We start from the raw sequence: 21476 nt of genomic DNA, 5'->3' as shown, positions 1-21476 counted from the left end.
AACAGGCCCTCTGGGATTCACACTCGCTTCAACTTCATCCATGCAACAGACCACTAGGGTAGGTATATGAGACGCGCTAAAATCGTGGCCACGTTCGGACCGGCAATCGCAAGCTTTGACAACACGCTTGCCGTGCTGGAAGCCGGCGTCGACGTGGCACGCATGAACATGAGCCACGGCGATTACTCCGTGCACGACAACACCTACGAGAACGTCCGTAAGGCTGCGGGTCAGCTCGGCAAGGCCGTGGCCATCATGGCCGACTTGCAGGGCCCGAAGATCCGCCTGGGACGCTTCGTCGACGGACCGCACCTTTTGGAGGTCGGTGACACGTTCACGATCACCACCGAGGACGTTCCCGGCACCAAGGACATCTGCTCCACGACGCTCAAGAGCCTCACCGAGGACGTCAACCCCGGCGATGCCCTGCTGATCGACGACGGCAAGGTCGCCCTCCGCGCGATCGACGTCGACGACGTCAAGGTGGTTGCCCAGGTGATTGTTGGCGGCTGGGTCTCCAACAACAAGGGCATCAACCTGCCCGGCGTTGCTGTCAACGTGCCGGCGCTGAGCGAAAAGGACGAGGACGATCTGCGCTGGGCCATGCGCCGCGGCGTGGACATGGTTGCCCTGTCCTTCGTGCGGGATGCTTCTGACATCGTCCGCGTGCACGAGATCATGGACGAGGAAGGCCGCCGCGTGCCGGTGATCGCCAAGATCGAGAAGCCGCAGGCCGTGGAGCAGCTGCACGAGATCATCGACGCCTTCGATGCCATCATGGTGGCCCGTGGCGACCTCGGTGTGGAACTTCCCCTCGAGGAAGTGCCGATCGTGCAGAAGCGTGCCATTGAACTGGCACGCCGCTGGGCCAAGCCGGTCATCGTGGCCACCCAGGTCCTGGAGTCCATGATCGAGAACCCGCGCCCGACCCGCGCCGAGGCCTCCGACTGCGCCAACGCCGTGCTCGACGGCGCCGACGCAGTGATGCTCTCCGGCGAGACCAGCGTGGGCAAGTACCCGATCGAGACGGTCAAGGTCATGGCCCGGATCATCGAATCCACCGAAGAGCACGGCCTGGAGCGCGTTCCCCCGCTGGGCACCAAGCCCAAGACCCGCGGCGGTGCCATCACCCGCGCCGCCGTCGAGATCGCCGACCAGCTGGAAGCGAAGTACATCTGTACCTTCACCCAGTCCGGTGATTCGGCACGCCGCCTCTCGCGTCTGCGCCCCATCAAGCCGGTCTTCGCTTTCACTCCGGTGGAGCACGTCTGGAACCAGCTCGCACTGACGTGGGGCATCCAGCCGGTCCTGGTCCCGATGGTTGGCCACACTGACGAGATGACGGCCCAGGTTGACCGCAGCCTGCTGGAGCTGGACGTCGTCGAGGACGGTGACCTGGTGGTCATCGCCGCCGGTTCGCCTCCCGGAAAGGCCGGTTCGACGAACCTGCTGAAGGTCCACAAGGTGGGCGACCTCGCCGACATCGGCGGCCAGGGCGAAGCAGCCGTGGCCAAGGACAAGCTCGGCCCGTGGCCGGAAAAGAAGAAGAAGAACCGGGCCCAGGCCTAGTTCTGAAAGCTTGAACGCAAAAGGGAGGATCCCCGCCGGTTGGCGGGGATCCTCCCTTTTTGGTGCTTTGTGGCTGTGTTGCTTGGTGCTGAGTCGCTTCGAGCCCGGCGCTAGTTGACCTGGTTGATGATGGTTTCGGCGACCTCGCGCATGCTGAGGCGGCGGTCCATCGAGGTCTTCTGGATCCAGCGGAAGGCTTCCGGCTCCGTCAGGCCCATCTTGGTGGTCAGGAGGCTCTTGGCGCGCTCCACGAGCTTGCGGGTGGCGAACTGCTCCTGCAGGTCGGTGACCTCGCTCTCGAGGGCCTTGATTTCCTCGTGGCGGGAGAGCGCGATCTCCAGAGCCGGGATGAGGTCCGCCGGGGTGAACGGCTTGACCACGTACGCCATGGCGCCGGCGTCGCGGGCGCGCTCCACGAGTTCTTTCTGGCTGAAGGCCGTCAGGAGGACCACGGGGGCGATCCGGGCCTTGACGATCTTCTCTGCGGCCGAGATGCCGTCCATGACGGGCATCTTGACGTCCATCAGGACCAGGTCGGGCTTGAGTTCCTCGGCGAGCTGCACGGCCTTCTCGCCGTTGTCCGCCTCGCCGACGACGTCGTAGCCTTCGCCGCGCAGGATCTCGATGATGTCCAGGCGAATGAGAGTCTCATCCTCGGCGACAACAACGCGGCGAGCCGGCTGGGAAGTGGGGGATGACTCCGTCTGTTCTGACACGGGAACTCCTTGGAAAGGTACGGCGGGAACTACACCATCATAGGTTTCGTCCGCCGATGTACTTGGACCGGTTTGGTTCGATGCGGCGTCACTGGCGCGATTCTGGAATTCAGCCTATCTGCATGTAGAGTAATTTCGCGCACTGGAAGCGATCGCGTTGCTCACAGCACTGTGGTTGAGTGATTGTTACACCGGTGTACTCCGCGCCCGAGTGGCGGAATTGGCAGACGCGCCGCACTCAAAATGCGGTATCGAAAGGTGTGTGGGTTCGAGTCCCACCTCGGGCACAGTGTTTTCGCAGGTCAGCGGCCTTCGGGCCGCTGAATGTGTACAAAACTACAAAAAGTGTGTACAGCGGCGTAGCATTTTGCTGTGGCCAGCATCAGCACGCGCGTGAAAAAAGACGGTTCCAAGTCCTTCATGGTGCGCTGGCGTGACCGGGGAACACGTAAGAATCAAGGCCTGACAGTCGCAACTCAGGCGGAGGCGGAAACGCTCAAGCGCCTGCTGGACGCGAACGGTCAGTCCTTCGAGATTGCCCAGCAGGCCATACTTTCCAACCAGGCGAAAATTCCCACAGTCGCCGCGGTTGTCCAGGAACACATCGACCTGCTGATCCGCCCGTCCAGCGGAACCGTCAGGACCTATCAGGTAATGCTGGACCTTCACATCCGGGACGTCATTGGCCACATTCCCGTAGACAAGCTCGACTACCGGCACCTCAACCATTGGGCTAAGTCGATGATGGCGAAGGGCAAGTCCCCTAAGACGATCCACAACGTTCATGGCCTCATCTCCGCAGCGATGAACACCGCGGAAATGCTGCACTACATTCCCCGGAATCCGTGCCGTGGCGTTCAGCTGCCGAGTATCGACAAGGCTGAGGACGAAACCATGTTCCTGACGCACGCCGAGTACAACATGATCCTCGAAGTCATGGGGGAGCGGTACAAGACCTTCACGAACTTCCTCGTGATGACAGGCACCAGATTCGGGGAAGCCACGGCACTCAAAGTGGCCGACGTCGATTTGCTGTCTAAGCCGCCCACGGTGCGAATCAACAAGGCCTGGAAACGGGACGGTCAGTCGCAGTACTACATCGGAGCCACCAAGACAGGTGCGGGCAAGCGGACCATCGGCCTCAACCCGGCGCTGGTGGAACTTCTGGTACCCCTCGTGGCCAGCCGGCCTGGCGATGAACTTTTGTTCACGACGCCCAAGGGTGAGCGGATTGTCCACAAGCTGTATTGGGACGATTACTGGGTTCCGGCTGTCCATGCGGCTCAGGCGCATGGACTGAAGAAGTCGCCCCGCATTCATGACCTCCGGCACACGCATGCGTCCTGGCTGATCCAGGACGGTGTGTCTCTGTTTACGATCTCGCGACGCCTTGGTCACGCCTCAACCCGGACTACGGAGGAGGTCTACGGCCACTTGATGCCGGAGGCGTTGCAGGCCGGCGCTGACGCCACTGAGAGGTCGATTACAGGGTTCACGCGCTGACACTGGACTTTGTCCCCGTCGCAGTGCGCTGACACTGGACTTTGTCCGCGTCGCAGTCATGGTTGCTGGTTGCTGACCGGCGCGAGGCGGCGCCGTGCCCTCGTGCCGATCAGCCGTTCCTGGGGAGTTGACCCGGCATGTACCGGGACCTCGCGCAGACGGGCGATCTCCGCGATGTGCTCTGAGGTGAAGATGATCTTTCCCTTGCCCCAACAGACGTGCGGGAATCTCCCGCTGGCTGCGCCCTCCCGCAGCCAGGCCTCCGTGCACCGCATAAGGGCGGCCGCCTCAGCCGGCTCGTAGAACTCAAGGTCCACTGGAACTCCTATGTCGCGTGGTTCGCTTGGAAGTTCATGCGGCGCTGAGTCGGTCGGGACATGATCTGTTCAAGAATGTTGAGCCTGTTTTGGACGATTTCTTGCTCGGGCGGTCGCGCTGCGGCCTGTTTCCTTGTCTCCATGGTTTCCAGTGCACTTCTTGTCCAAGCTGAACAACGCGCCAAGATGTACCGCTGATCGAGTAATTCCGGGCAAGTGTTCAGTCCGCATGGATCTGATCGACCTACTCGACCTTCGCCAATAACCGGAACTTGGACTGCAAGGACTACCTGTGAACAGCGAACAAGTCGGCATCGCGATGCAGACGGGTCGGCGGAGCAACTGGAAGGCTTCGTGCGGGAAGTTGCCCGGGGCGCAGTAACGGCAACAAAGACTCAGCGTGCTTTCCTTGCCGGGGTCGTGGAAGCGTTGCGGCGGTTTGAGAAACTGGACGGCTTGGAACGCCGATTTAAGGCTTAGTAATGCACGAAGGTTTGTTGCGCTGAATCCTGAATCACGTTCGCTACAGTCGGCCGCTACCCTTCCACTCTTCGGGCGACACCCGCGCGATGCTTGATGCGTGCGCCCAGCCCATGTGGTACTTGCCAGAAGAATCGAGCCACTCAATTAGGCCGTAGCTGTGTGTCCATCCCACAGCTTTGCCGTAGACACCGCCGACGTACACAAGTGGCCGGCCATACTTCGGGAACTCTCGGATTGGAGCTCGATCATCAATCGGACGGCTCGCCTCAGCGTCCATGCGAGCCATCATGCGCTCGACATCTTCCGGGGAACCACTCTTGATCACGGGAAAAGTATAGAACATATGTTCGAATACGCTCGATGCTCGCTGTTCTACTCAGGTAGGGGCTATGTCCTCGCTTCTGAGGACTTGACGAGTGCAACATAATTCTCCTGCTTTGCCACGTTCCCGCTGTTAGATCAGGTCATTGAAGGTGCACAGATCCCGCGTCACGAGCGGCTGGAACTACTCGTCCATCCGAGTGAAATGTTGGGCGGCTTCAATGCGCTCCTGGATCCTCCCAGCGTTGGCGGAGTAGAGCGCCGCGGTGCTTCGTGCATGCTCACCTCGCGACACCTCGACACAGCCGCCCAAAACGAGGACTGACAAATGCTTTCGGACTGTGCTCGGGCTGAGTCCAATGCCGGTGGCAATCTGAGTGCTGCTCGACGGTCCACTCTTGCTGAGGAAGTGCAGGAGCCGGCTCCGCGTCCTGTTCATGAGGAGGTTCGTCATCGCTGCCACTTCCGCTTGAGACCTGGGAGGCTGGAAGGTGTAGACCCGTCTGCAATGACCACAATGTACGCCTAAGTAAACGGGTTGGCTAGATGCGTAATGGCTTCGGGGTGAAAGCCTTGTTGGTCCGCGCAGCGGAAGCAATACTTGTACCCAAAGCGCTGGTCTCGCATGGATAGCTGTTGGGGGCAGCAATCGGATCATCAGAACGGCGACAAGTGGAAGCAAATGAAGGTGCAAGGATGGGCGACGACGCTGGCCGCACGCCGCAGGCGGAGCTCGCCCGAAAACTGAACCTCCTACTCGACACCGTTGTTGCCGAGCGCGGTGCAGCTCTCACATACCGTGAGGTGAGCGAGGCATTGGCCGCGCGCGGTGTGAACCTTTCCCGGGCGCGGTGGTTCTACATGAAGGACGGCACTGGCCGAATGGTCTCCGATCCAAAACTGCTGACTGCGCTATCCCAAATCTTCCAGGTCGATCCCAGCTATCTCCTTGGCAGCGACGGGGCGGAAGTTCCCGAACGCATAGACGCTCAGCTGGAATTCGTGAAGTCCCTGCGCGCCGCGAGGGTGAAGACCTTCGCCGCACGAACCTTGGGGGACGTTTCCCCGGAGACTCTTCGGGCCATCACCGAGTACCTCAACCAGGACATTGCCAGGCACCCGGCGGGGGAGTCGTCCGCTGCTAACGGTTCAGAAGGTAGTCCAGATGGGCCGCTAGTAGAGCTTTGACACGCGCGTCATCTACCGAGTAGCGCGGCGAGCGGCCGTGCCGCCGTCCAGGCTCCAAATCCGCGCGGACAGCGCCAGTTTCCTCCAGCGCTAGCAAGTGCTTTGCCACGCTTGGCTCAGTGGCGCTAACTGCGTCGACAATGTCCCCCCGAGTTGAAGGGCCGTTGGCCGCCAAGAAGCGCAGAATCTCATTCCGGGACCTGTTGCCGAACGTAGCGATGGCAGCTTCGACGTCCGGCGACCAGGCTTCGTCTTCAGGCTGCGTAATTCTCGGCATGACTTCATTCTTGCGCTAAGAGTCCTGAATCTCCAGCGATGCACTCTTGACTCTATTTTAGTGAGTGTTGAGAATAGTTAAAGTATTCTCTCTCTGGGTTGACCTTCACCGCCGAAGGCGGAGGCCAGACCTCTCACAACATCACTGGAATTCTCTGCTCGGGAGCTGTCATGACGACTCGTTCTCTCAAACGCCATAGTGCGGACGTCGTAAGAGTTGCAGGCGAGCGAAGTGAGCAACAAGCAGATCCGCCAGCCATTTCGATGGAACAGATGACTTCGGCAATCAACGAAGTCTCGCGATACGTAAAATCGCGGATGTCCCGCTCGGGACATGGCTGTGAGGTTGAAGATGCTCTTCAAGACATCCATATTGCAGTCTGGCGAGGAGTGGCGGAGGGCCATTACCGGCAGATTCCCGGAATCCGATTTGGCGCCTGGGTTCAAGGGATCGCAGCCCACATTTGCTCGGCCTACCTGTCCAAGGCTCATTCGAAAGATGCGCTGCCGCTCTTTATTGATCCGGCGGATTGCAAGCAGCGGGAGGTTGGCGGGCAACTTGAGCTCTTGCCAGAAGGAGTAGCGGAGAGAGAATGGGCACTCTGCGTCCTCCGGACAACAAGACGCCATGTCGGCGACGTTGCGTGGAATGCCGCGATGTCCATACTGCTCGCGGACGACCGCGTCAGTGCCGGCTCAACCGCAAACCGTCGGTCTTACCGGCACCTCGTATTCGTCCGGCAAATGGCAATCACGGTGAGGCAGGCTCTGGCTGCCGTTGATGCCGAGGGCCGCGACATAGGGGAGCCAACGACGTTCGTGGCGCGATGCCTGCCAACTCCGCTACTGCAGCACATTGCACAGGACGTTATCAGGCTGGACTTGCACAAGGCGGAACGGGCGGAGGCGATTGCGGTGATCGCATCTGACTTCGGTGTGAGTCGGCGATACGTCGAGGTGCAGATAGGCAGGGCGCGCCAACTTTATGCGGCGGCCACAGAAATTACTGCTCCGATCCTCCAACCAGTGCCCAAGGCCGACCTGACGCAACCTGTGAAGCGCGTACGTCATGTCGTCTAGACGCGCGGTCGTCATGGACCGGTGAAGGAGGTGCACCGTGAAGCACACCAACCATCACGTCCGACATTTAACGGGAACCACGAGGTTGTGGATCCTGGTTTGCGGCCTAATAGTCCTCGCGATAGCTGTTGCCGCCCTTCTGCTGGCCCCAAGCCAGGCGCCAGTAGTCGCAGACGTGGCCGTGGTACCGACTCAGTCCGCCCCACGGTCAGAGACACCGACGACATCCTCACCGGTTCCGGCGATAAGCGTCGCTCCAACCTCGGACACTGGCCCCCACACGCTTGACCACCGATCTCTGGCCGAGTCGACAGCAACAGCGCTCTACACGTGGGATACGCGGACATTGGCATACACGGACATCTACGCCCGCGTACGTGGCTGGTGGATGGTGCTGGACGACGGGTCGAATCCTCTGAGCCTATACACGGCGCAGTTCGAGGGAACGGGCATCGATGCGGCAGCGTTCGCCCAGCTGACCTCCCGAAAGGCCCACCGAACCTCGCGCGTAGTCGAGACCAGGTGCGACAGCGAACTCGCCAATTACGTGGAGCATCCGGCTCCCTGGCAGGGCCTCCACGTTTGCACGGTGACCGTCAGCGTGACTGATCGCTCGACGTCGGACACGGGATCCGCGCCTTACACGGTGCCTGTGAGCGTCGTTGCTAACTGTCCGCCGGCAGAATCCGCTCCACGAGACCGATGCGCGCTGGTCGCCTTCTACACCGATCCCGCCAGGATCGTCTACTGATGGGCATCCGGAAGGCAGTAGGCGCCCGGCTCATCGTTCGATCGATGGCCGCCGGCACGCTGGTCGTGCTGATGGGTTCGGCGGCTGTTGTCAGCGGGTCGCTCGCTCTCGTTGGCTCCGGGATCTCTGGTGCGGCAGATGTGTGCACATGGCCGGATCAATCCGGAGGCAGTGAGGCCAAAGCCCTCCACGGGCGCATCCGCGGAGTTCTGACGGTCCCGGGCTTCAATGCGGCACCGATGACCCTCAACACGCGGCAACAGGAGGTCGCCATGGCCTATATCACGATTGGGCGTTCCCTCAATGTGTCCGGGCAGGCAATCCAGATTTCAATCATGACAGCCCTGCAGGAATCGGGATTGCGCATGCTTGCCAATCCGGCAGTTCCGGAGTCCCTGGACTTTCCCAACGACGGTCTGGGCTACGACCACGATTCCATCGGCTCCGCCCAACAGCGGCCCAGCGCCGGATGGGGACGCGTGCAGGACCTCATGCGCCCCGAGTACAACGCTGCTGCCTTCTTCGGCGGCGCCAGAGGTCCGAATCACGGCTCACCGCGTGGACTCCTGGACGTTGGAGGGTGGGATCGGATGTCTCCCGCCGAGGCCGCCCAAGCCGTGCAGGTCTCGGCATTCCCGGAGCTCTACGCCAGATGGGAGCCGGTTGCCGCCGCGATCATCGCCTCCTTAGATGGCCAGAGCAACGTTCCATTGTGCGAGAGTCCGCGCCAAAACGGCGGCCGTCCAGCGCCAATGATTCCGCCAGAGTTGGATGACCAAAGGCGCGCCATCCTGGGATTCGCCCAACAGGGACTCACCGGACGCTACGTCTGGGGAGGGACAGCCTTCAGGGCATGGGACTGCTCCGGATACTTGATGTGGGTCTACGCCCAGATCGGCAGGCGGCTGCCGCGCGTCGACCAATGGGTTGTGGGTACACCGACGACGACGCCTCTGCCCGGTGACTTGGTGGTGCAGAACCCCGATGGCCCGGATCACTGGGGCCACGTGGGGATCTACGCGGGCGGCGGGATGATGTACAGCGCCCTTAACCCCAGCGTCGGAACGCTGCTCCATCCCATCGACTGGAACCCCGGCAGCCGCTTCTTCACACTCCTGAGCTAATCCGCTGACCCAAACCAGGAACGGTCCCGCAGGTCATGCACGGCGGATCGAACACGGCCATGGAGAAGCAAGGGCAGGTCTGGCGGCCTGCATCCAAACCCAAAGAGGAGCAAAAGTCATGAAGTATTTAGCAGTGGACCCTGGAATCGTCCCCAACACCGATTTCCCGTTCCTGCAGTCCTTGAGGCAGATCGGTGGTGGCATCCTCGTCGGGGCCTTCATCGTAATTGCGATCGTCGCCGTCATCGGCGCAGCAATGCTTCTGGCCGGCAAACTTAGTCAGTCATCACGCCTGGCATCCGGCGGGGGAATGATCCTCTTATGGACCGGACCCGTCGCCGCGATCCTTGGCGGCATAAACGGCTACATCCTGTGGTCTCAGAGCGCTTTTCAACTCGGTTTCTAGGGCGCCACAGTGCTGCCGAATCTATGTGAGCCCGGGAGTTGGTGGCCGCCGGGCTGTGGCTTGGTGTCACAAGCTCAGAACGGCGCCATCGCCGCGTTCAACGACTTTCTCGCCGGCATCCTTGCGAGCATCGCCACCTGGCTGTGGTCCTTCATCTCCAGCGCGTTTGGAGTGTCCAATGTCGATGACTCCCAGTGGGTTGCCGTGAAGGGGCTCACTGGATGGTGGGTTGTCGTCATGGCGACACCCCTCGCCGTCGCCATGATTCTCCAACTGCTGTCCGGTCTCATCGCCCAACAATCGCGCCGGATCTGGAGGGCCCTAATAGGCGGTTTGGTGGCAATCCCGGCCGTGGGAGCCGCGATCTACGTGATGCAGACACTGACGCACGTGAGCGACGAAGCCTCAACAGCCCTCCTGGAAACTTTGGGCTCCGATCCGTACGTCGTCTTCATGCGCCTCTTCGGCTTTGAGCGAGCACCCGCAGGAGCCGCCAGCGAGTGGAAGCTCATCAGCGAGACGCTTCCTGCGACCCAGGCGGCGGCCAGCGGAACCTTGCTGATTACCGTCTTCGCCACACTGATCATCTGGATTCTTGCCTTCATTCTTATGTGCTCGATGATATTCCGGTCATTTGCCCTCATCGTCCTCGGGGCCGTTGCTCCCGTAGCTCTCATGATGATGCCGTGGGAGAAGACAAAGTCATGGATGGCGCGCTGGTGCGAAGTGGTAGTTGCCTTGCTGCTCGCCAAACCACTGGCCGCTACAGTGCTGGCCGTCGCAGTGAAGCTCTATGCCGATTCGACTTCCTTTGCAGGCATCGCCGCAGGGGCAGTCGGAATGACAGTTGCCTGCGCTGCGCCTTTGCTGGCGCTCAAGTTGGTTGGATTTGCCGGAGGCGAACTGGCCGCGGCCGCGGGTGCTGCAGGTGGTGGCCACGTCGCCCGCACGGCAGCCGGTTTCTCCGGACGCCAACTCGGGCAACAGATCCGAAGCCATCACTTTTCTTTGGGACACGGCAGAGCATCCGGCCCTTCAGCCGTTCCCTCAACTCCACAGCCGAGCATGGCAAGAGTCTCGGGGCCGGCAACCACTATCCCGCGATCTGCGGGTCATGGAGGTTCGACAGCCGTCGGGTCAGCGCCGCTCGAATTGGTCTCGGGGTCTCCAAACTCCGGGACTGCGCCGTCCCGGCCTGGGGAGCGAGTCGAAACCGGATCCAAGGCCAGCCAGACAGCATCCCGCGGGCGTACTGCTGGGCATGAGACCGGTACCGCCAAACGCTTCAGGATCAAGCCGAGGCCTGACCCTCCTGGTCCAACAGCGCCCGTACAAAAACCCGAGACGCCGACGACGGTGATCTCACCACGGATTGGAGGCCACAATGACTGACGAAAGCAGGGCCCTGAGTCCGGTCGGCTTTCCGCGGCAAGAACGCCACGGAGTGCTGCTCGGTCTGCAGTGGTATCAGTTGGCGCTCGCAGGCGCCGGAGTTCTCGCGGGATGCGTGGCGTCTGCTGCGGGCGGACCTCACAGGTTGTTTTGGACGAGTCCGCTCTGGCTCTCATTGCTGTTACTTGGTTTCCTGCAGTACGACAGGATCCCGTACCCGGTGTGGATCCTGACCGCTGCTCGATTCGTGGCCCGGACAGCAACACACCAAACCAGTTTCCTGGCGTCCACCGAGAAGCCCGTAGCTACGGGATCCCTGGTTCTCCCGGGCGGACTGTCTTCATTGACCATCCACAAGACAGCCCAGGGTTGGTGCTTCGTCGTCGACAGTGAGGCGCGCGAGGCATTTGCTGTCATGAGGTGCCGGGCGACTGCCTTTGCTTTGCTGGAGGACGAAGACAAGGCCTATGCCGTGCAGGAATGGTCCCGCGTGCAAGCCAACCTTGCTAAACGTCCAGGTGTTGCCCGGATCGCAATTCAGGATTACACCGTCCAGTTCCCTGCCTCTGCGTTGGAGGAGTACTACAGCCGTCGGGTGGCGGCACGCAATCCGACTGCCGCCAGCACCGAGTGGGGAGATCGCTCGTACAAGGATCTCGTCTCGGCAGCCGGAGCTGCGAGCAGCCACGACATCCTAGTGACACTGGTAGTCGACACCGCGCGCGCTCGCCGGAGAATCCGTGATGCTGGAGGTGGTCTTGTCGGGACGGAGCAGACTATGCGTTCCGAACTTGAGGCGCTGGCAACCGGACTCAGCACGCACGCCGTGAGAGTCGAAGAATGGCTCTCGGACAGGCAGCTTGCTGAGATCCTCAGGGGCACTTTTGACCCGTCCTCGATCGTCGAACTCGGCCAGCGAAAAGGCGGCCCCAAGGGCATAGACCCTGCGCAGGCCGGACCGATGGGTATGGAGGAACACTGGACTCATCTTCGGACAGACACCGGATTCCATCAGACGTTCTGGGTTGCAGAATGGCCGCGGCAAAAGGTCTTTGCAGGCTTTCTTCATCCGCTCGTTTACGTCGGCGGCTTCCGGCACACTGTCACGCAGGTGCTTCGGGCTGTTCCCACCGACCGGGCACTCAAAGACATCCGGTCCGCTCAGGAAGCCCACGAGACCAGACGCCGAATCAACGCGAAGTTTGACCGCCCAACTACGCGCGAACAGCTCGCCGAGGAACAGGAAGTGCAACAGCGCGAGGAAGAGATCGTTGCCGGCCACGGAGATGTCCGGCAGGCGGCGTATGTAACCATCACCGCCGCGACGCTGGAGGAACTGTCAAGTTGTCGGCAGGAACTGGAGTCCGCTGCTGCGAGCGCCTTCGTCGACCTTCGGTTACTGGTCGGGCAACAGTGGGCGGCTTTCATTGCGGGCGCGCTGCCCTTCGGTAGGGGCCTCAAATGAAGCCGAAGAGCAAATGCGTCGAGTTCGTATCTGCCGGTGAGACGCGAAGCGCTCGCAGGGAACGACGCCGCCGAGGCCAGGGAAATGACGATGGCGCCATGCAACAAATCTGGAAGCGGCTGACGGCGGAACCAACTGACGGCGGGTTGAAGGCACGACCCGGGAACCGTCGTCGTGGTCCGCACGAGATGGCCGGTCAGCATCGACTTCAACCGTCCCCGCACCGCGCGTCAACAATGACGTTTGCGGCGGCCTATCCGTTTCTCACTGAGTCGGGACTCGGACACGAAGGGACCTACATCGGCTCCGACGTCTTCGGTTCCGGCGCATTCTCCTATGACCCGTGGATTCTCTACGACCGGGGAGTGATCAGTGGACCGTCCATCGTTGTGATCGGCACAGTGGGGACGGGCAAGTCGATGTGCGGCAAGTCGCTTGTGGCCCGCTCGATCACGCTTGGCCGTAAGGCTGCTGTTGCCTCGGATCCGAAGGGGGAGTGGGTCCGAGTTGCCCAGGCTGTCGGCGGCAAGGTGATTTCCGTTGGACCCGGGCGCCGGACACGCGTTAACCCGCTGGACGCCGGACCTCGGGCGAGCGATCTGTCTAATGCCCAGTGGCAGGCCGTCGTCAGGCAGCGTCGCCGGCAGCTGCTCGTGGCCCTCGTGTCACTCATGCGTCAGGGTGAGCCCATGCTGCCGGTCGAACACACCGCGCTGGACATGGCATTGACCGAAGCTGTAGCAGCTAACGCGACCCCTACGCTTCCCATGGTTCTGGACCGGCTCCTGGACCCTGCACCGGAAACGCGCAAGCTGGTGGGGCCCGACGGCGGCACGTCCGTTGCACACTCGCTTCGGCGCACCGTGTCCGGGGACCTCGAAGGAATGTTCGATGCGCCTTCAACGGTCAAGTTCGACGCCGATGCTCCGATGATGGTGATGGACACCTCTGCGCTCATGGGAGCCTCCGAGCAGGCGCTCTCGCTGGCCGCGGCATGTAGCGCCACTTGGCTTGAGGCGGCCATCACCAATCCGGATGGCGGCAAGCGGATCGTTGTGTACGACGAAGGCTGGCGAATGCTGGCGGACCCGTTCATGTTGGTCAAGATGAGCGAGCAATGGCGGCTGGCGCGAACCTACGGCATCGCGAATTTGCTGATCATGCACAAAGTGGCAGACCTCAATGAAATAGGTGACAGCTCCAGTGGGCACCGCCAAAAGGCCCTGGGCCTGCTCACGGAAGCTGACACTCGAATCATCTACCGGCAGAAGCATGACTCCATGAGCCTGACCAAGCAGGCGCTCGGTCTCACTGCCGCCGAATGCCAACAAGTCGAAAACCTCCCGAAGGGCGTCGGCCTGTGGAAGGTGGGAAGCCGGTCCTTCATCGTCGCAAACCGTGTGACCACAGACGAGCTTGAAGTGTTCACTACGGACCACAGGATGCTGGAATGAAATCCAGTCATCACGACGAGAACCCGCTCCTCAACTTAGGACTCCTCTTTTTAGCCGGCTACGTCGCTACCTGCGCGGTGGCAGAGTCGGCTACGAGCCTCGTGGCGCAGTGGCAATGCGGGAGAGGGCTGGTGACCTTTCACGGTCCGTTCGCCGGCGTAGGACTGGTCACGGGCGACGTGGGCGCCATTGGCCGAATACCGGACGGCTGCGCGATCGACATCTTCCTCGTCCGGTTGCTGGTGTGTGCGGCGCTCGCCGTCTTGGTGGCCTGTGCCGTCGCTCTCTTGTTTGCTTGGCACAGCTGGCGGCAGTCGGGCGCATGGCTTCGGCTGGAAATCCTGGGCCGAGACGGGATCGCGAAGCGGGCCGAGATCGTTCGGGAGTTTGGGCGTCGAGCTGCGCTGCGACGGGGACACGTGACGAGGCCCGGCTTGCAACAGCTACGCCTGGCAGATGTGTCGTGGACTCTCGGTACATCGCGTGGCGTGAAGATCAATGTCTCCACCGAGGAATCAATGGTCATCCAAGGTGCGCCGCGCTCTGGAAAAGGCCTCTTCGTGGTCATCAACGCCATTCTCGATGCCCCTGGCGCTGTAGTAACAACGTCAACGCGCGCTGACAACCTCGCAGTCACCATGAAAGCCCGCGCCAGTGGAGGGCGTCCGGTTACCGTCTTTGATCCTCAGGGGATGTCAGGGCTCGGTTCGACTCTTCGCTGGTCGCCGGTCCGTGGTTGTGAGGACCCTGACATTGCTGTCCGGCGAGCGTTAGTGATCTCGGCCGACACCCAGATGACGGGCGAGAATGCCGCTTGGCAAAAACGTGCCCAGATCGTCCTGCAGACCCTCCTGCATGCGGCGGCCCTCTCCGGCGAGGGAATCAGGGCCTTCCGCCGTTGGTCCTCCAACCCCGTGCTCGCTGCCGAGGCACTCGAAGTACTTCAGAGCCCGAAAGCGGCATTGGGCTGGCAGTCCGACCTGATGGGCATCCTCGAGGACGATCCCCGGAATACGTCGAACTCCTGGATCGGGGTCTCCGCGGCAGTGGCGCCGCTATCGTCCCCGAAGGTGCTCGCTGCCCTGGACCCGACAAATCCGGATGACGAATTCGATCCCCGGACATTCATACGCGAGCGCGGCACGCTCTACCTGATCGGTACCAAGACCGGAGCGGCCGCCGCAGGACCATATTTGTCGGCCCTCATCGACGATATTGACGCGACAGCTCGAGAAATGGCCTTCACGGCTGCGGGCGGCAGACTCGATCCGCCCCTGTCGCTCATTCTCGACGAGATCGCGAATCTCTCGCCCTGGCCAGGCCTGCCGGTGACTTTGTCGGACGGAGGAGGCATCGGAATTTCCACCATGGTTGTTCTCCAGTCGCTGTCCCAGGCACGTTCGGGCTCTGGTCCATCGAGGAAGCCGCCACCATCTGGGAATCGGCCATCATCAAGGTCATTTTCGGCGGTGGATCCGACGAGCGCGACCTGCGGGATCTTGCCGCGCTGATCGGGGATCGGCAATTCACTTACAGAACCCGGTCCTGGTCCTCTCAAGGACGGCAGACTGGTGAGCAAATCCGGGACTTGCCTGTCATCGCGCTACACGAGATCCGCCGTCTCCCGCCCGGTACTGCCCTGATGCTGGGAAGGCGAACGAGGCCCATCCTCTTGGATCTCCGCGGCTGGCATCAACGGAAAGACGCGGCAGACTTGGGACGGTTCAAACGGGAGGCTGAGGAAGCCCTGGCCTTGGGCCATGCCGTTCATCTAGCGCCTGTTGAGAAGGATCCCGATGGGACAGTTTGAGGAGGACGGCGACCCACTGGCCCTGCTCTTTGACGAACTTGAGCCGGCAGCCCGGGCGACAACTACGCCAACGTACAGGTGGCGTGACCTTGATCCGCACACGGTCAGGACGGCGTGGCTGGAGTTGGACCGCTGGGTGCGCTGGTTCGTTTCCACGTACCGGCTGTCTTCGTCCGTGGTACCAGACTGCTGGTGGAGACATTCCGAACTAGTTGCGGAACTCTACGCCCTGCAGCGGGCGGAGCTGGCGTCCTTTGGGGAGGCGGACTCAGGGTTCGGGCCGCTGGGGTTCCACGAACGAATCCCGCTGGCGGTCGAGCGCCTCCGTACCCACACTAAGGCGATTGGTTGTGTCGGGTTGCAGGCCCACCGGGAGCTCAGTCCACGGGCGATGCCTGAGCCCGGTTCTGAGTTTCTCTCCTGGATTGCCGAGCCGCACCAAGTACGCACTGTGTCGTCAGATCATGTCACCAGCCCGGGTGCGACGCATGGATAGGTGTCCGGCCTTAGCAGGGGCGGACACAGACTGAGAAGCAACGGAGGTGGCTGTCGTGGCCCCTAACAGAGACGCTGCGCCTAACGGCGAGAGGAGCCGTGGGCGCTCTGGCCGTGGTGTGGAGGTAAGCCCAGAAGCCCGCATCGTTCAGCTGACAGACCAGTTGCACGCCGTTCTGGAAGGGGCGATTTCATCGCCTGGCCGATGGCATCAACTCCTGGACACTTCGGCCACCCTGTGGCGGTACTCTGGCGGGAACGTGGCCCTGCTGATGGCGCAACGGGAAATGCTCGGGCTGCAGCCGCCGACGTTGGTGGCCGGGTACCGGGAGTGGCAACGGCATGGCCGCACGGTGTTCAAAGGGGAGCACGCGCTGTGGGTACTGGCTCCACGAACCGCGCGCAAAGACTCCCAGCTATCTGAGGCGACTGTGGGGGACAAGGTTGACGGCAGGGGAGCAGAGCCGCCCGTAGCCGATTCCGGGACTGACCGGAAGATTGTCGGCTGGCGAGGCCAGGCGGTCTTCGATGTCTCTCAGACGGAAGGCGAGCCCATCTATGTGCCGCGTCCCGGCGTCGGAATGACGAATATTCCTGCGGGACTTTGGGAGGCTCTGGTTGAGGCTGCGGAACGCCGCCGTTTCGTCGTGGACGTTTCGGACAACCAGCGGTCTATGTCGAGCGGGTACACCGATTTTGCGGATCGCCGGATTCAGGTCGGTGCGTGGCTTGGCAGGGAGGACGCCGCGGCCGTCCTGGTTCACGAGCTCGGACATGTATATCTCCACGGCCCCCACGACAAGGTGGGAAAGCTGTATGGCAGCGGGCTGCAGCACCGTGGACTGGCCGAGGTGGAGGCCGAGTCCGTGGCATACACCGTCCTGCGCGCACACGGCATCGACCGTGGGTCTCAGTCATCGAGCTATCTAGCCGGCTGGGCCGACAGGGTCATCGACGTTGAACGGGCCGGGAAGTCCGGAACCGGGGAGCCGGCGGGCCACTTGACGCGGATGGATGTCGCTCGATCGACTCTCGGCCGGGTGACTGCAACCTGCCGCGACATTCTTGAGATCACTCGTCCTGCTGGAGCGGGTGGGAAGCTGACGGCGCTTCAGTCATCCCTAGTTGATGTGGGACTCGATTCCCGTCCGATGGCTGTAGCGCCGCGCCCCGCCGCCCTTCGCGCGAATTGATCCCCCAGATTTCCAGTCGGACTGGCCGCCTGGAAACGAGAAAGGTAGGCACCAACCATGGGCACCAGAATCCCGGTTTCCATTTCCGGCAACCTCGTCGCCGATCCGGAACTCACCTACGGCGAGTCGGGGGTTGCCCACGCGAAACTACGCGTGGCCGTCAATCAGCGACTACAGAATCCAGACGGCTCCTGGCGGGACGGAGAACCGCTCTTCCACAATGTGTCGGCATTCCGTGCGCTGGCAGAGAATGTGGCCAACTCCCTGAAGAAGGGTGACCCCGTTGCTATCGGCGGAGAGATGGAATTCCGCCACTACGACAAGGATGGGGTGCAGCACGAAGCGCATCGCATCGTTGCCGACACCGTGGGACCCGACCTTCGATTCGGAACGGTCGCATTTCAGCGGACGCCAAAGGCGAACACCGATGTGTTTGCCGGCCCAGCCCCTACGGGTCCCGCGCAGCGCGACTTAAATCCGGGGCAGGACTGGGGAGCTGCTCCTCAGGGGCGTTCGTCTGCTCCAGTCGGCGCGGACTACGCTGCAAATGGGATTCAGCTGTAGCGCATTCGGGGTGAACCCCTCGTGCTCTGGACATGTCCAGAGCACGAGGGGTTCAATAGTGGAAGTCGTCGGGTCGCTTCTTCTACGGGTTTGACTCATAAATGCCGGGCTGAGGTTGTTGTTGGCCGGGCGCTGAAATGATGGGATGCATATGGAAGATCCTTCATTCGACACAGGCTCAACGCCCGCGGATTGTGCGGCGCAAGCGTTCAGCTCCCTACGGCTTCCAATCCATTTGACTCTCGAACGGCTCGTTTCAGTTGTGGAATCTCTCCGCGGTCGCCCCATTGAGATCGACGTCGCGGATGGCCTCAACGGGGGATCCGTCTGCGGGCTTTGGTTGTCTACGGACACGAAAGAGATCATTCTCCACGCAGACACCGCGTCCGCGCTCCACCGCCAGCAATTCGTTCTGCACGAGCTGGGTCACATGGTTCTGCGCCACGATGAGGTGGGCGTGCCGGCCGACTACGCGAGTAGCGTCTTCCCCAACATCCCAGGTCGGATGGTGCGACGAGTCCTCATGCGGAGCAGCTTCGTCGATCAGATCGAGGCAGCCGCGGAGACTCTCGCCGATCTGTTTGCAGCCGCCATTCGGGATAGCGCTCAGGAACCTCGATCGTTCGAAAGAGTATTCGGATGATCCAGACCATCGCCGCCGCCGTCATTTGGGGGCTGGTTCTGTGCCTCTTGCCTGGGATCAGACGGCGAAAGGACCACAGCATAGTCGTTGCCGCTGTGACGATAGCATCGGCGCTGACATTGAACATCGATCCTGTGTATTTGAGTGGGGATGCAGTCTTCGGTGGTCGCAACGTCCTGGATCTGGGCTCGAACATCCTGATGGTGGTGGGAATCTACTTCCTGTCGAGGGCGATTCTCCGCGCTGCCGACCCGAGCGAGGCGCCCGCACTTTCGTACAAATTCGGTCTGGCGGTCCTTGGTGTTGTGGTGGCGGCCCTCGTTGTCAGCTTTAGTTTGATCGATGCTCCCCGAACATCGACGAGCTTCATGAGGGTCTATGGCGACCAATGGTCGGCGGCTGTCTACTCGGCGGTGCAGTTTGTGTACATCGGAGTAGTCGTCGGTGTCACGGGCTACACGTGCTTCAGGTTCCGTGGAGACATGACAAGGCCTTACTTCCGGATTGCCTTCACCCTGATCGGTGTGGGTTGCGCGCTGGCAATCGTTCTGGTCTTGGCCGTTCTTGGGATGGACATGTTCCACCTGCTGGGCGACCTGGACTCCATGAGTGCCCTCTCAGCGGTCTACGACGGAGCAGTGCTGGGAGCCATGACCTTTCTGTGCGCTGGCCTGGCATTACCGCCGGTTGCTCGCCGTATTGGGCGAAGGACCCAAGCGAAAACAGAACCCTTCCTGGTCAACGGCCTCACTGAAATCTGGGAAAGGACCACTGGGACTAGGACGGAGCTTCGGCTTGAATCCAGCGCAATTTTTGCCGATCAGCGTGACTCCGCGAGGTGGCATCTGCATAGGATGCTCGTGGAGACCCAGGACGCACTGCTCGTTGATCCATCACTTGCTAGGTTATTGAACGATCGGGACATTCAGGTGCTGGCGCGAGTGGAGGAATATTTGGCGGTTCACCAAAGCTCGAGTCCGAATGGAAGGCAGCTGCGGGACATCGAGAGGGGGACCGCACTTCGTGACGGACACAGCTGGCGAGCCACTCGAGACGCCCCAAGCCAGACTCGCTCGCAAGCTCAACCTCCTGCTTGATTTGTTTGAGGCCCAAGGTTCGCAGCCTTTGACTTATCCGCAGATCAGCCACCACATGGCTCAGCGCGGGACGCCCTTGTCGCGCTCGCGGTGGGCCTATATGCGCAGCGGCGACAGTTCACTGGCGACCGATGCGGCTCTGCTGAGGAATCTCGCAGAGTTCTTCGGCGTCGACTCCAACTATCTGCTGGACGAAACCGACGAAGTTCCCGATCTGGTGGATGCCCAGTTGCAACTCTTGCGCACAATGCGGGAAGCTCGTGTCCGAAACTTCGCCTCTCGGCAGCTGCAGGGCATCTCCCCGGAAACCCTGGTGCGGCTTCGGAAGGTCATCGACGAACGATTGGGAGGTGGGGGCGACGACGGCGGTTCGTAGGTTGCTGTTAGGGCTGGCGGCGGTAGGCGGAGTCGGCGCCTCGGTTGCGCTTCTCGGCGCTGCTTACTTCGCACGCCAAGTTGTCGTGCCTAAGACCACGCGGAAGGAGGACCTTCCCATCCGACGTGTCTTTGACGGAGCTGACGGCGAACTGTTGGTTGAACTGCCAGCGTCGCGACAGACATCAGCACCCGGCCGGTACAGCCTTTGGTTCGCCACGGGCTCAGGGCATGCCTGCATAGGACCAGTGGTCGCGAACGATCCTGACGCCGGCAGTGTCACTCGCGTAGTGGAACGGGTCGACTCTGGTGATCTTCGTTCCGCAAAGGCGGGGATCTGGAGCGCATACGTCTTTTCGAAGGCAGAACAGCTCGGGTTGCCTTTTTCTGAAGTCGAGATATCGGTGGATGCTGGCATAGCGCCGGCTTGGAGGTTTGACCCGGGGGAGGCGTCGACAAAGCCAAATGCCTGGGCCATCCACATTCACGGAATGGGCGGAAAGAGGGCCGGAGCCCTTAGAGGCGTTCCGGTGGCCCAGCGGCTGGGCTTCACGTCGTTGGTTGTTTCGTTCCGGAATGATGGGGAAGCTCCGCCATCATTTGATGGTCGGCACACCCTTGGTCAATCAGAATGGCTCGACGTCGACGCGGCTGTGCAGTATGCCGTCGACAACGGTGCGGAGCAGATAGTCCTTTTCGGCTGGTCTCTTGGCGCGTCCATTGCCCTGCGCCTTGCGGATTTGTCGGCCCACTCGGGTCGCATAGTCGGGTTGGTCCTCGATGCGCCTGTAATGGACTGGACGACGACTCTAATCGAGAACGCCGACGCCAGCGGACTTCCACGCCCAATTACAGCCCTCGGTCTCCGTGTCCTGCAATCGCCGGAGATGCGATGGGTTACCGGCCTGAAGGATCCCGTCGACTTCGCGCGCTTGGATTGGCTGAGCCGAGCTTCGGAGATCAAGAAGCCGATGCTTGTGCTGCACGGTCTGGAGGACCCCTCAACGCCCTTTCATGTGACGCGCCGAGTCGCTGAACTTCGCCCGGACATAGTCCGGCTCGTTGCCTTCGACACCACGGGCCATTCACATGAGTGGAATGTGGATTCCAAGCGATGGGAGGACGCAGCGGCCATCTTGTTGGAATCGAAGCGCGACGAGGTGTCGGACCTGAAGGAAAGCACTGCCCAAGCTCGCGGTTAGGATGTGGCGGTTGCGCCGGGGCGGTCGACTGAAGGGAACTTTCCAGTCGTGG

The 21476-nt window shown here is 61.6% G+C and carries 21 protein-coding genes and 1 tRNA gene; 18 read left to right on the top strand and 4 right to left on the bottom strand.

Going from position 1 to position 21476, the window contains the following annotated elements:
• Window positions 1-66: 66 nt before the first annotated feature.
• Window positions 67-1569, top strand: coding sequence for a pyruvate kinase (gene pyk / locus MRBLAR12_RS23510; RefSeq protein ID WP_364748937.1), 1503 nt, complete (start codon window positions 67-69; stop codon window positions 1567-1569).
• Between the two features lie 110 nt (window positions 1570-1679).
• On the opposite strand, the gene MRBLAR12_RS23505 is transcribed toward pyk, so the two are convergent.
• A complete protein-coding gene (locus tag MRBLAR12_RS23505; protein ID WP_090581781.1) occupies window positions 1680-2285 on the bottom strand; it encodes an ANTAR domain-containing response regulator in 606 nt (201 codons plus the stop codon).
• A gap of 205 nt (window positions 2286-2490) precedes the next feature.
• On the opposite strand from MRBLAR12_RS23505, the gene MRBLAR12_RS23500 reads away from it, so the two are divergent.
• Both MRBLAR12_RS23500 and MRBLAR12_RS23495 read left to right on the top strand, forming a co-directional pair.
• Window positions 2491-2572 (top strand) — tRNA-Leu (locus MRBLAR12_RS23500).
• 85 nt (window positions 2573-2657) lie between these two features.
• Complete coding sequence (locus tag MRBLAR12_RS23495) at window positions 2658-3788, top strand: tyrosine-type recombinase/integrase (RefSeq protein ID WP_364748934.1); 1131 nt, start codon at window positions 2658-2660, stop codon at window positions 3786-3788.
• Between the two features lie 56 nt (window positions 3789-3844).
• Here the strand turns inward: MRBLAR12_RS23495 and MRBLAR12_RS23490 are convergent, their stop codons facing one another.
• Window positions 3845-4105, bottom strand: a complete 261-nt coding sequence (locus MRBLAR12_RS23490; RefSeq protein WP_364748931.1) for a hypothetical protein — start codon at window positions 4103-4105, stop codon at window positions 3845-3847.
• Window positions 4106-5093: 988 nt separating this feature from the next.
• Complete coding sequence (locus tag MRBLAR12_RS23485) at window positions 5094-5348, bottom strand: helix-turn-helix domain-containing protein (protein WP_364748984.1); 255 nt, start codon at window positions 5346-5348, stop codon at window positions 5094-5096.
• 257 nt (window positions 5349-5605) lie between these two features.
• Here MRBLAR12_RS23485 and MRBLAR12_RS23480 point away from each other — a divergent pair, with 257 nt between their 5' ends.
• On the top strand, window positions 5606-6097 hold the full coding sequence (locus MRBLAR12_RS23480) for a hypothetical protein (protein ID WP_364748929.1): 492 nt from the start codon (window positions 5606-5608) through the stop codon (window positions 6095-6097).
• Here MRBLAR12_RS23480 and MRBLAR12_RS23475 read toward each other — a convergent pair.
• Window positions 6051-6374: an ArsR/SmtB family transcription factor gene (locus tag MRBLAR12_RS23475; protein WP_364748926.1), complete on the bottom strand. Its 324-nt coding sequence runs from the start codon at window positions 6372-6374 to the stop codon at window positions 6051-6053. The two genes, MRBLAR12_RS23480 and MRBLAR12_RS23475, sit on opposite strands and share 47 nt — an antisense overlap.
• A 98-nt stretch (window positions 6375-6472) precedes the next feature.
• On the opposite strand from MRBLAR12_RS23475, the gene MRBLAR12_RS23470 reads away from it, so the two are divergent.
• The 14 genes from MRBLAR12_RS23470 (at window position 6473) to MRBLAR12_RS23405 (ending at window position 21424) form a co-directional block, all read left to right on the top strand.
• A complete protein-coding gene (locus tag MRBLAR12_RS23470) occupies window positions 6473-7453 on the top strand; it encodes a hypothetical protein (protein WP_364748925.1) in 981 nt (326 codons plus the stop codon).
• Between the two features lie 346 nt (window positions 7454-7799).
• The gene (locus tag MRBLAR12_RS23465; protein ID WP_364748923.1) at window positions 7800-8204 is read left to right on the top strand and encodes a hypothetical protein; all 405 of its coding nucleotides are present in this window, start codon (window positions 7800-7802) and stop codon (window positions 8202-8204) included.
• Window positions 8204-9328: a C40 family peptidase gene (locus tag MRBLAR12_RS23460; RefSeq protein WP_364748920.1), complete on the top strand. Its 1125-nt coding sequence runs from the start codon at window positions 8204-8206 to the stop codon at window positions 9326-9328. The genes MRBLAR12_RS23465 and MRBLAR12_RS23460 overlap by 1 nt, the downstream gene beginning before the upstream one ends.
• Before the next feature lie 118 nt (window positions 9329-9446).
• Window positions 9447-9734 carry a hypothetical protein gene (locus MRBLAR12_RS23455; RefSeq protein ID WP_364748919.1) on the top strand — a complete coding sequence of 96 codons (288 nt, stop codon included), beginning with the start codon at window positions 9447-9449 and terminating at the stop codon, window positions 9732-9734.
• A gap of 63 nt (window positions 9735-9797) precedes the next feature.
• Window positions 9798-11126 (top strand): type IV secretion system protein, encoded by a 1329-nt coding sequence (locus MRBLAR12_RS23450; protein WP_364748917.1) that lies wholly within the window; start codon window positions 9798-9800, stop codon window positions 11124-11126.
• Complete coding sequence (locus MRBLAR12_RS23445) at window positions 11119-12591, top strand: SCO6880 family protein (RefSeq protein ID WP_364748915.1); 1473 nt, start codon at window positions 11119-11121, stop codon at window positions 12589-12591. Before MRBLAR12_RS23450 ends, MRBLAR12_RS23445 begins: the two co-directional genes overlap by 8 nt.
• Before the next feature lie 236 nt (window positions 12592-12827).
• Window positions 12828-14045, top strand: coding sequence for an ATP-binding protein (locus tag MRBLAR12_RS23440; RefSeq protein WP_364748912.1), 1218 nt, complete (start codon window positions 12828-12830; stop codon window positions 14043-14045).
• Entirely contained in the window at window positions 14042-15556 is a 1515-nt protein-coding gene (locus MRBLAR12_RS23435; RefSeq protein WP_364748909.1) for a type IV secretory system conjugative DNA transfer family protein, read from the top strand. The genes MRBLAR12_RS23440 and MRBLAR12_RS23435 overlap by 4 nt, the downstream gene beginning before the upstream one ends.
• A complete protein-coding gene (locus MRBLAR12_RS23430; protein WP_364748982.1) occupies window positions 15460-15855 on the top strand; it encodes a TraM recognition domain-containing protein in 396 nt (131 codons plus the stop codon). The genes MRBLAR12_RS23435 and MRBLAR12_RS23430 overlap by 97 nt, the downstream gene beginning before the upstream one ends.
• Window positions 15856-16397: 542 nt before the next feature.
• Window positions 16398-17543: an ArdC family protein gene (locus tag MRBLAR12_RS23425; protein WP_364748907.1), complete on the top strand. Its 1146-nt coding sequence runs from the start codon at window positions 16398-16400 to the stop codon at window positions 17541-17543.
• 57 nt (window positions 17544-17600) lie between these two features.
• Complete coding sequence (locus MRBLAR12_RS23420; protein ID WP_364748905.1) at window positions 17601-18107, top strand: single-stranded DNA-binding protein; 507 nt, start codon at window positions 17601-17603, stop codon at window positions 18105-18107.
• 639 nt (window positions 18108-18746) lie between these two features.
• Window positions 18747-19847 (top strand): hypothetical protein, encoded by a 1101-nt coding sequence (locus tag MRBLAR12_RS23415; RefSeq protein ID WP_364748904.1) that lies wholly within the window; start codon window positions 18747-18749, stop codon window positions 19845-19847.
• Window positions 19848-19875: 28 nt separating this feature from the next.
• Window positions 19876-20223: a hypothetical protein gene (locus MRBLAR12_RS23410; protein ID WP_364748901.1), complete on the top strand. Its 348-nt coding sequence runs from the start codon at window positions 19876-19878 to the stop codon at window positions 20221-20223.
• 247 nt (window positions 20224-20470) lie between these two features.
• Entirely contained in the window at window positions 20471-21424 is a 954-nt protein-coding gene (locus MRBLAR12_RS23405; protein ID WP_364748899.1) for an alpha/beta hydrolase family protein, read from the top strand.
• Window positions 21425-21476 lie beyond the last annotated feature (52 nt).

Origin of the sequence: Arthrobacter sp. LAR12-1-1.1, assembly GCF_040676555.1 — a bacterium.
In the GTDB taxonomy this organism is placed as follows: domain Bacteria; phylum Actinomycetota; class Actinomycetes; order Actinomycetales; family Micrococcaceae; genus Arthrobacter.
The sequence above is the reverse complement of the archived record's forward strand: the minus strand, read 5'-3'. Positions and strand labels throughout refer to the sequence as shown.

Coding starts and splice junctions, on each gene's coding strand:
- MRBLAR12_RS23435 (WP_364748909.1), top strand. CDS start 14,042: ATGAAATCCAGTCATCACGACGAGAACCCGCTCCTCAACTTAGGACTC.
- MRBLAR12_RS23445 (WP_364748915.1), top strand. CDS start 11,119: ATGACTGACGAAAGCAGGGCCCTGAGTCCGGTCGGCTTTCCGCGGCAA.
- MRBLAR12_RS23475 (WP_364748926.1), bottom strand. CDS start 6,374: ATGCCGAGAATTACGCAGCCTGAAGACGAAGCCTGGTCGCCGGACGTC.
- MRBLAR12_RS23485 (WP_364748984.1), bottom strand. CDS start 5,348: ATGAACAGGACGCGGAGCCGGCTCCTGCACTTCCTCAGCAAGAGTGGA.
- MRBLAR12_RS23480 (WP_364748929.1), top strand. CDS start 5,606: ATGGGCGACGACGCTGGCCGCACGCCGCAGGCGGAGCTCGCCCGAAAA.
- MRBLAR12_RS23440 (WP_364748912.1), top strand. CDS start 12,828: ATGACGTTTGCGGCGGCCTATCCGTTTCTCACTGAGTCGGGACTCGGA.
- MRBLAR12_RS23455 (WP_364748919.1), top strand. CDS start 9,447: ATGAAGTATTTAGCAGTGGACCCTGGAATCGTCCCCAACACCGATTTC.
- MRBLAR12_RS23460 (WP_364748920.1), top strand. CDS start 8,204: ATGGGCATCCGGAAGGCAGTAGGCGCCCGGCTCATCGTTCGATCGATG.
- MRBLAR12_RS23420 (WP_364748905.1), top strand. CDS start 17,601: ATGGGCACCAGAATCCCGGTTTCCATTTCCGGCAACCTCGTCGCCGAT.
- pyk (WP_364748937.1), top strand. CDS start 67: ATGAGACGCGCTAAAATCGTGGCCACGTTCGGACCGGCAATCGCAAGC.
- MRBLAR12_RS23415 (WP_364748904.1), top strand. CDS start 18,747: ATGATCCAGACCATCGCCGCCGCCGTCATTTGGGGGCTGGTTCTGTGC.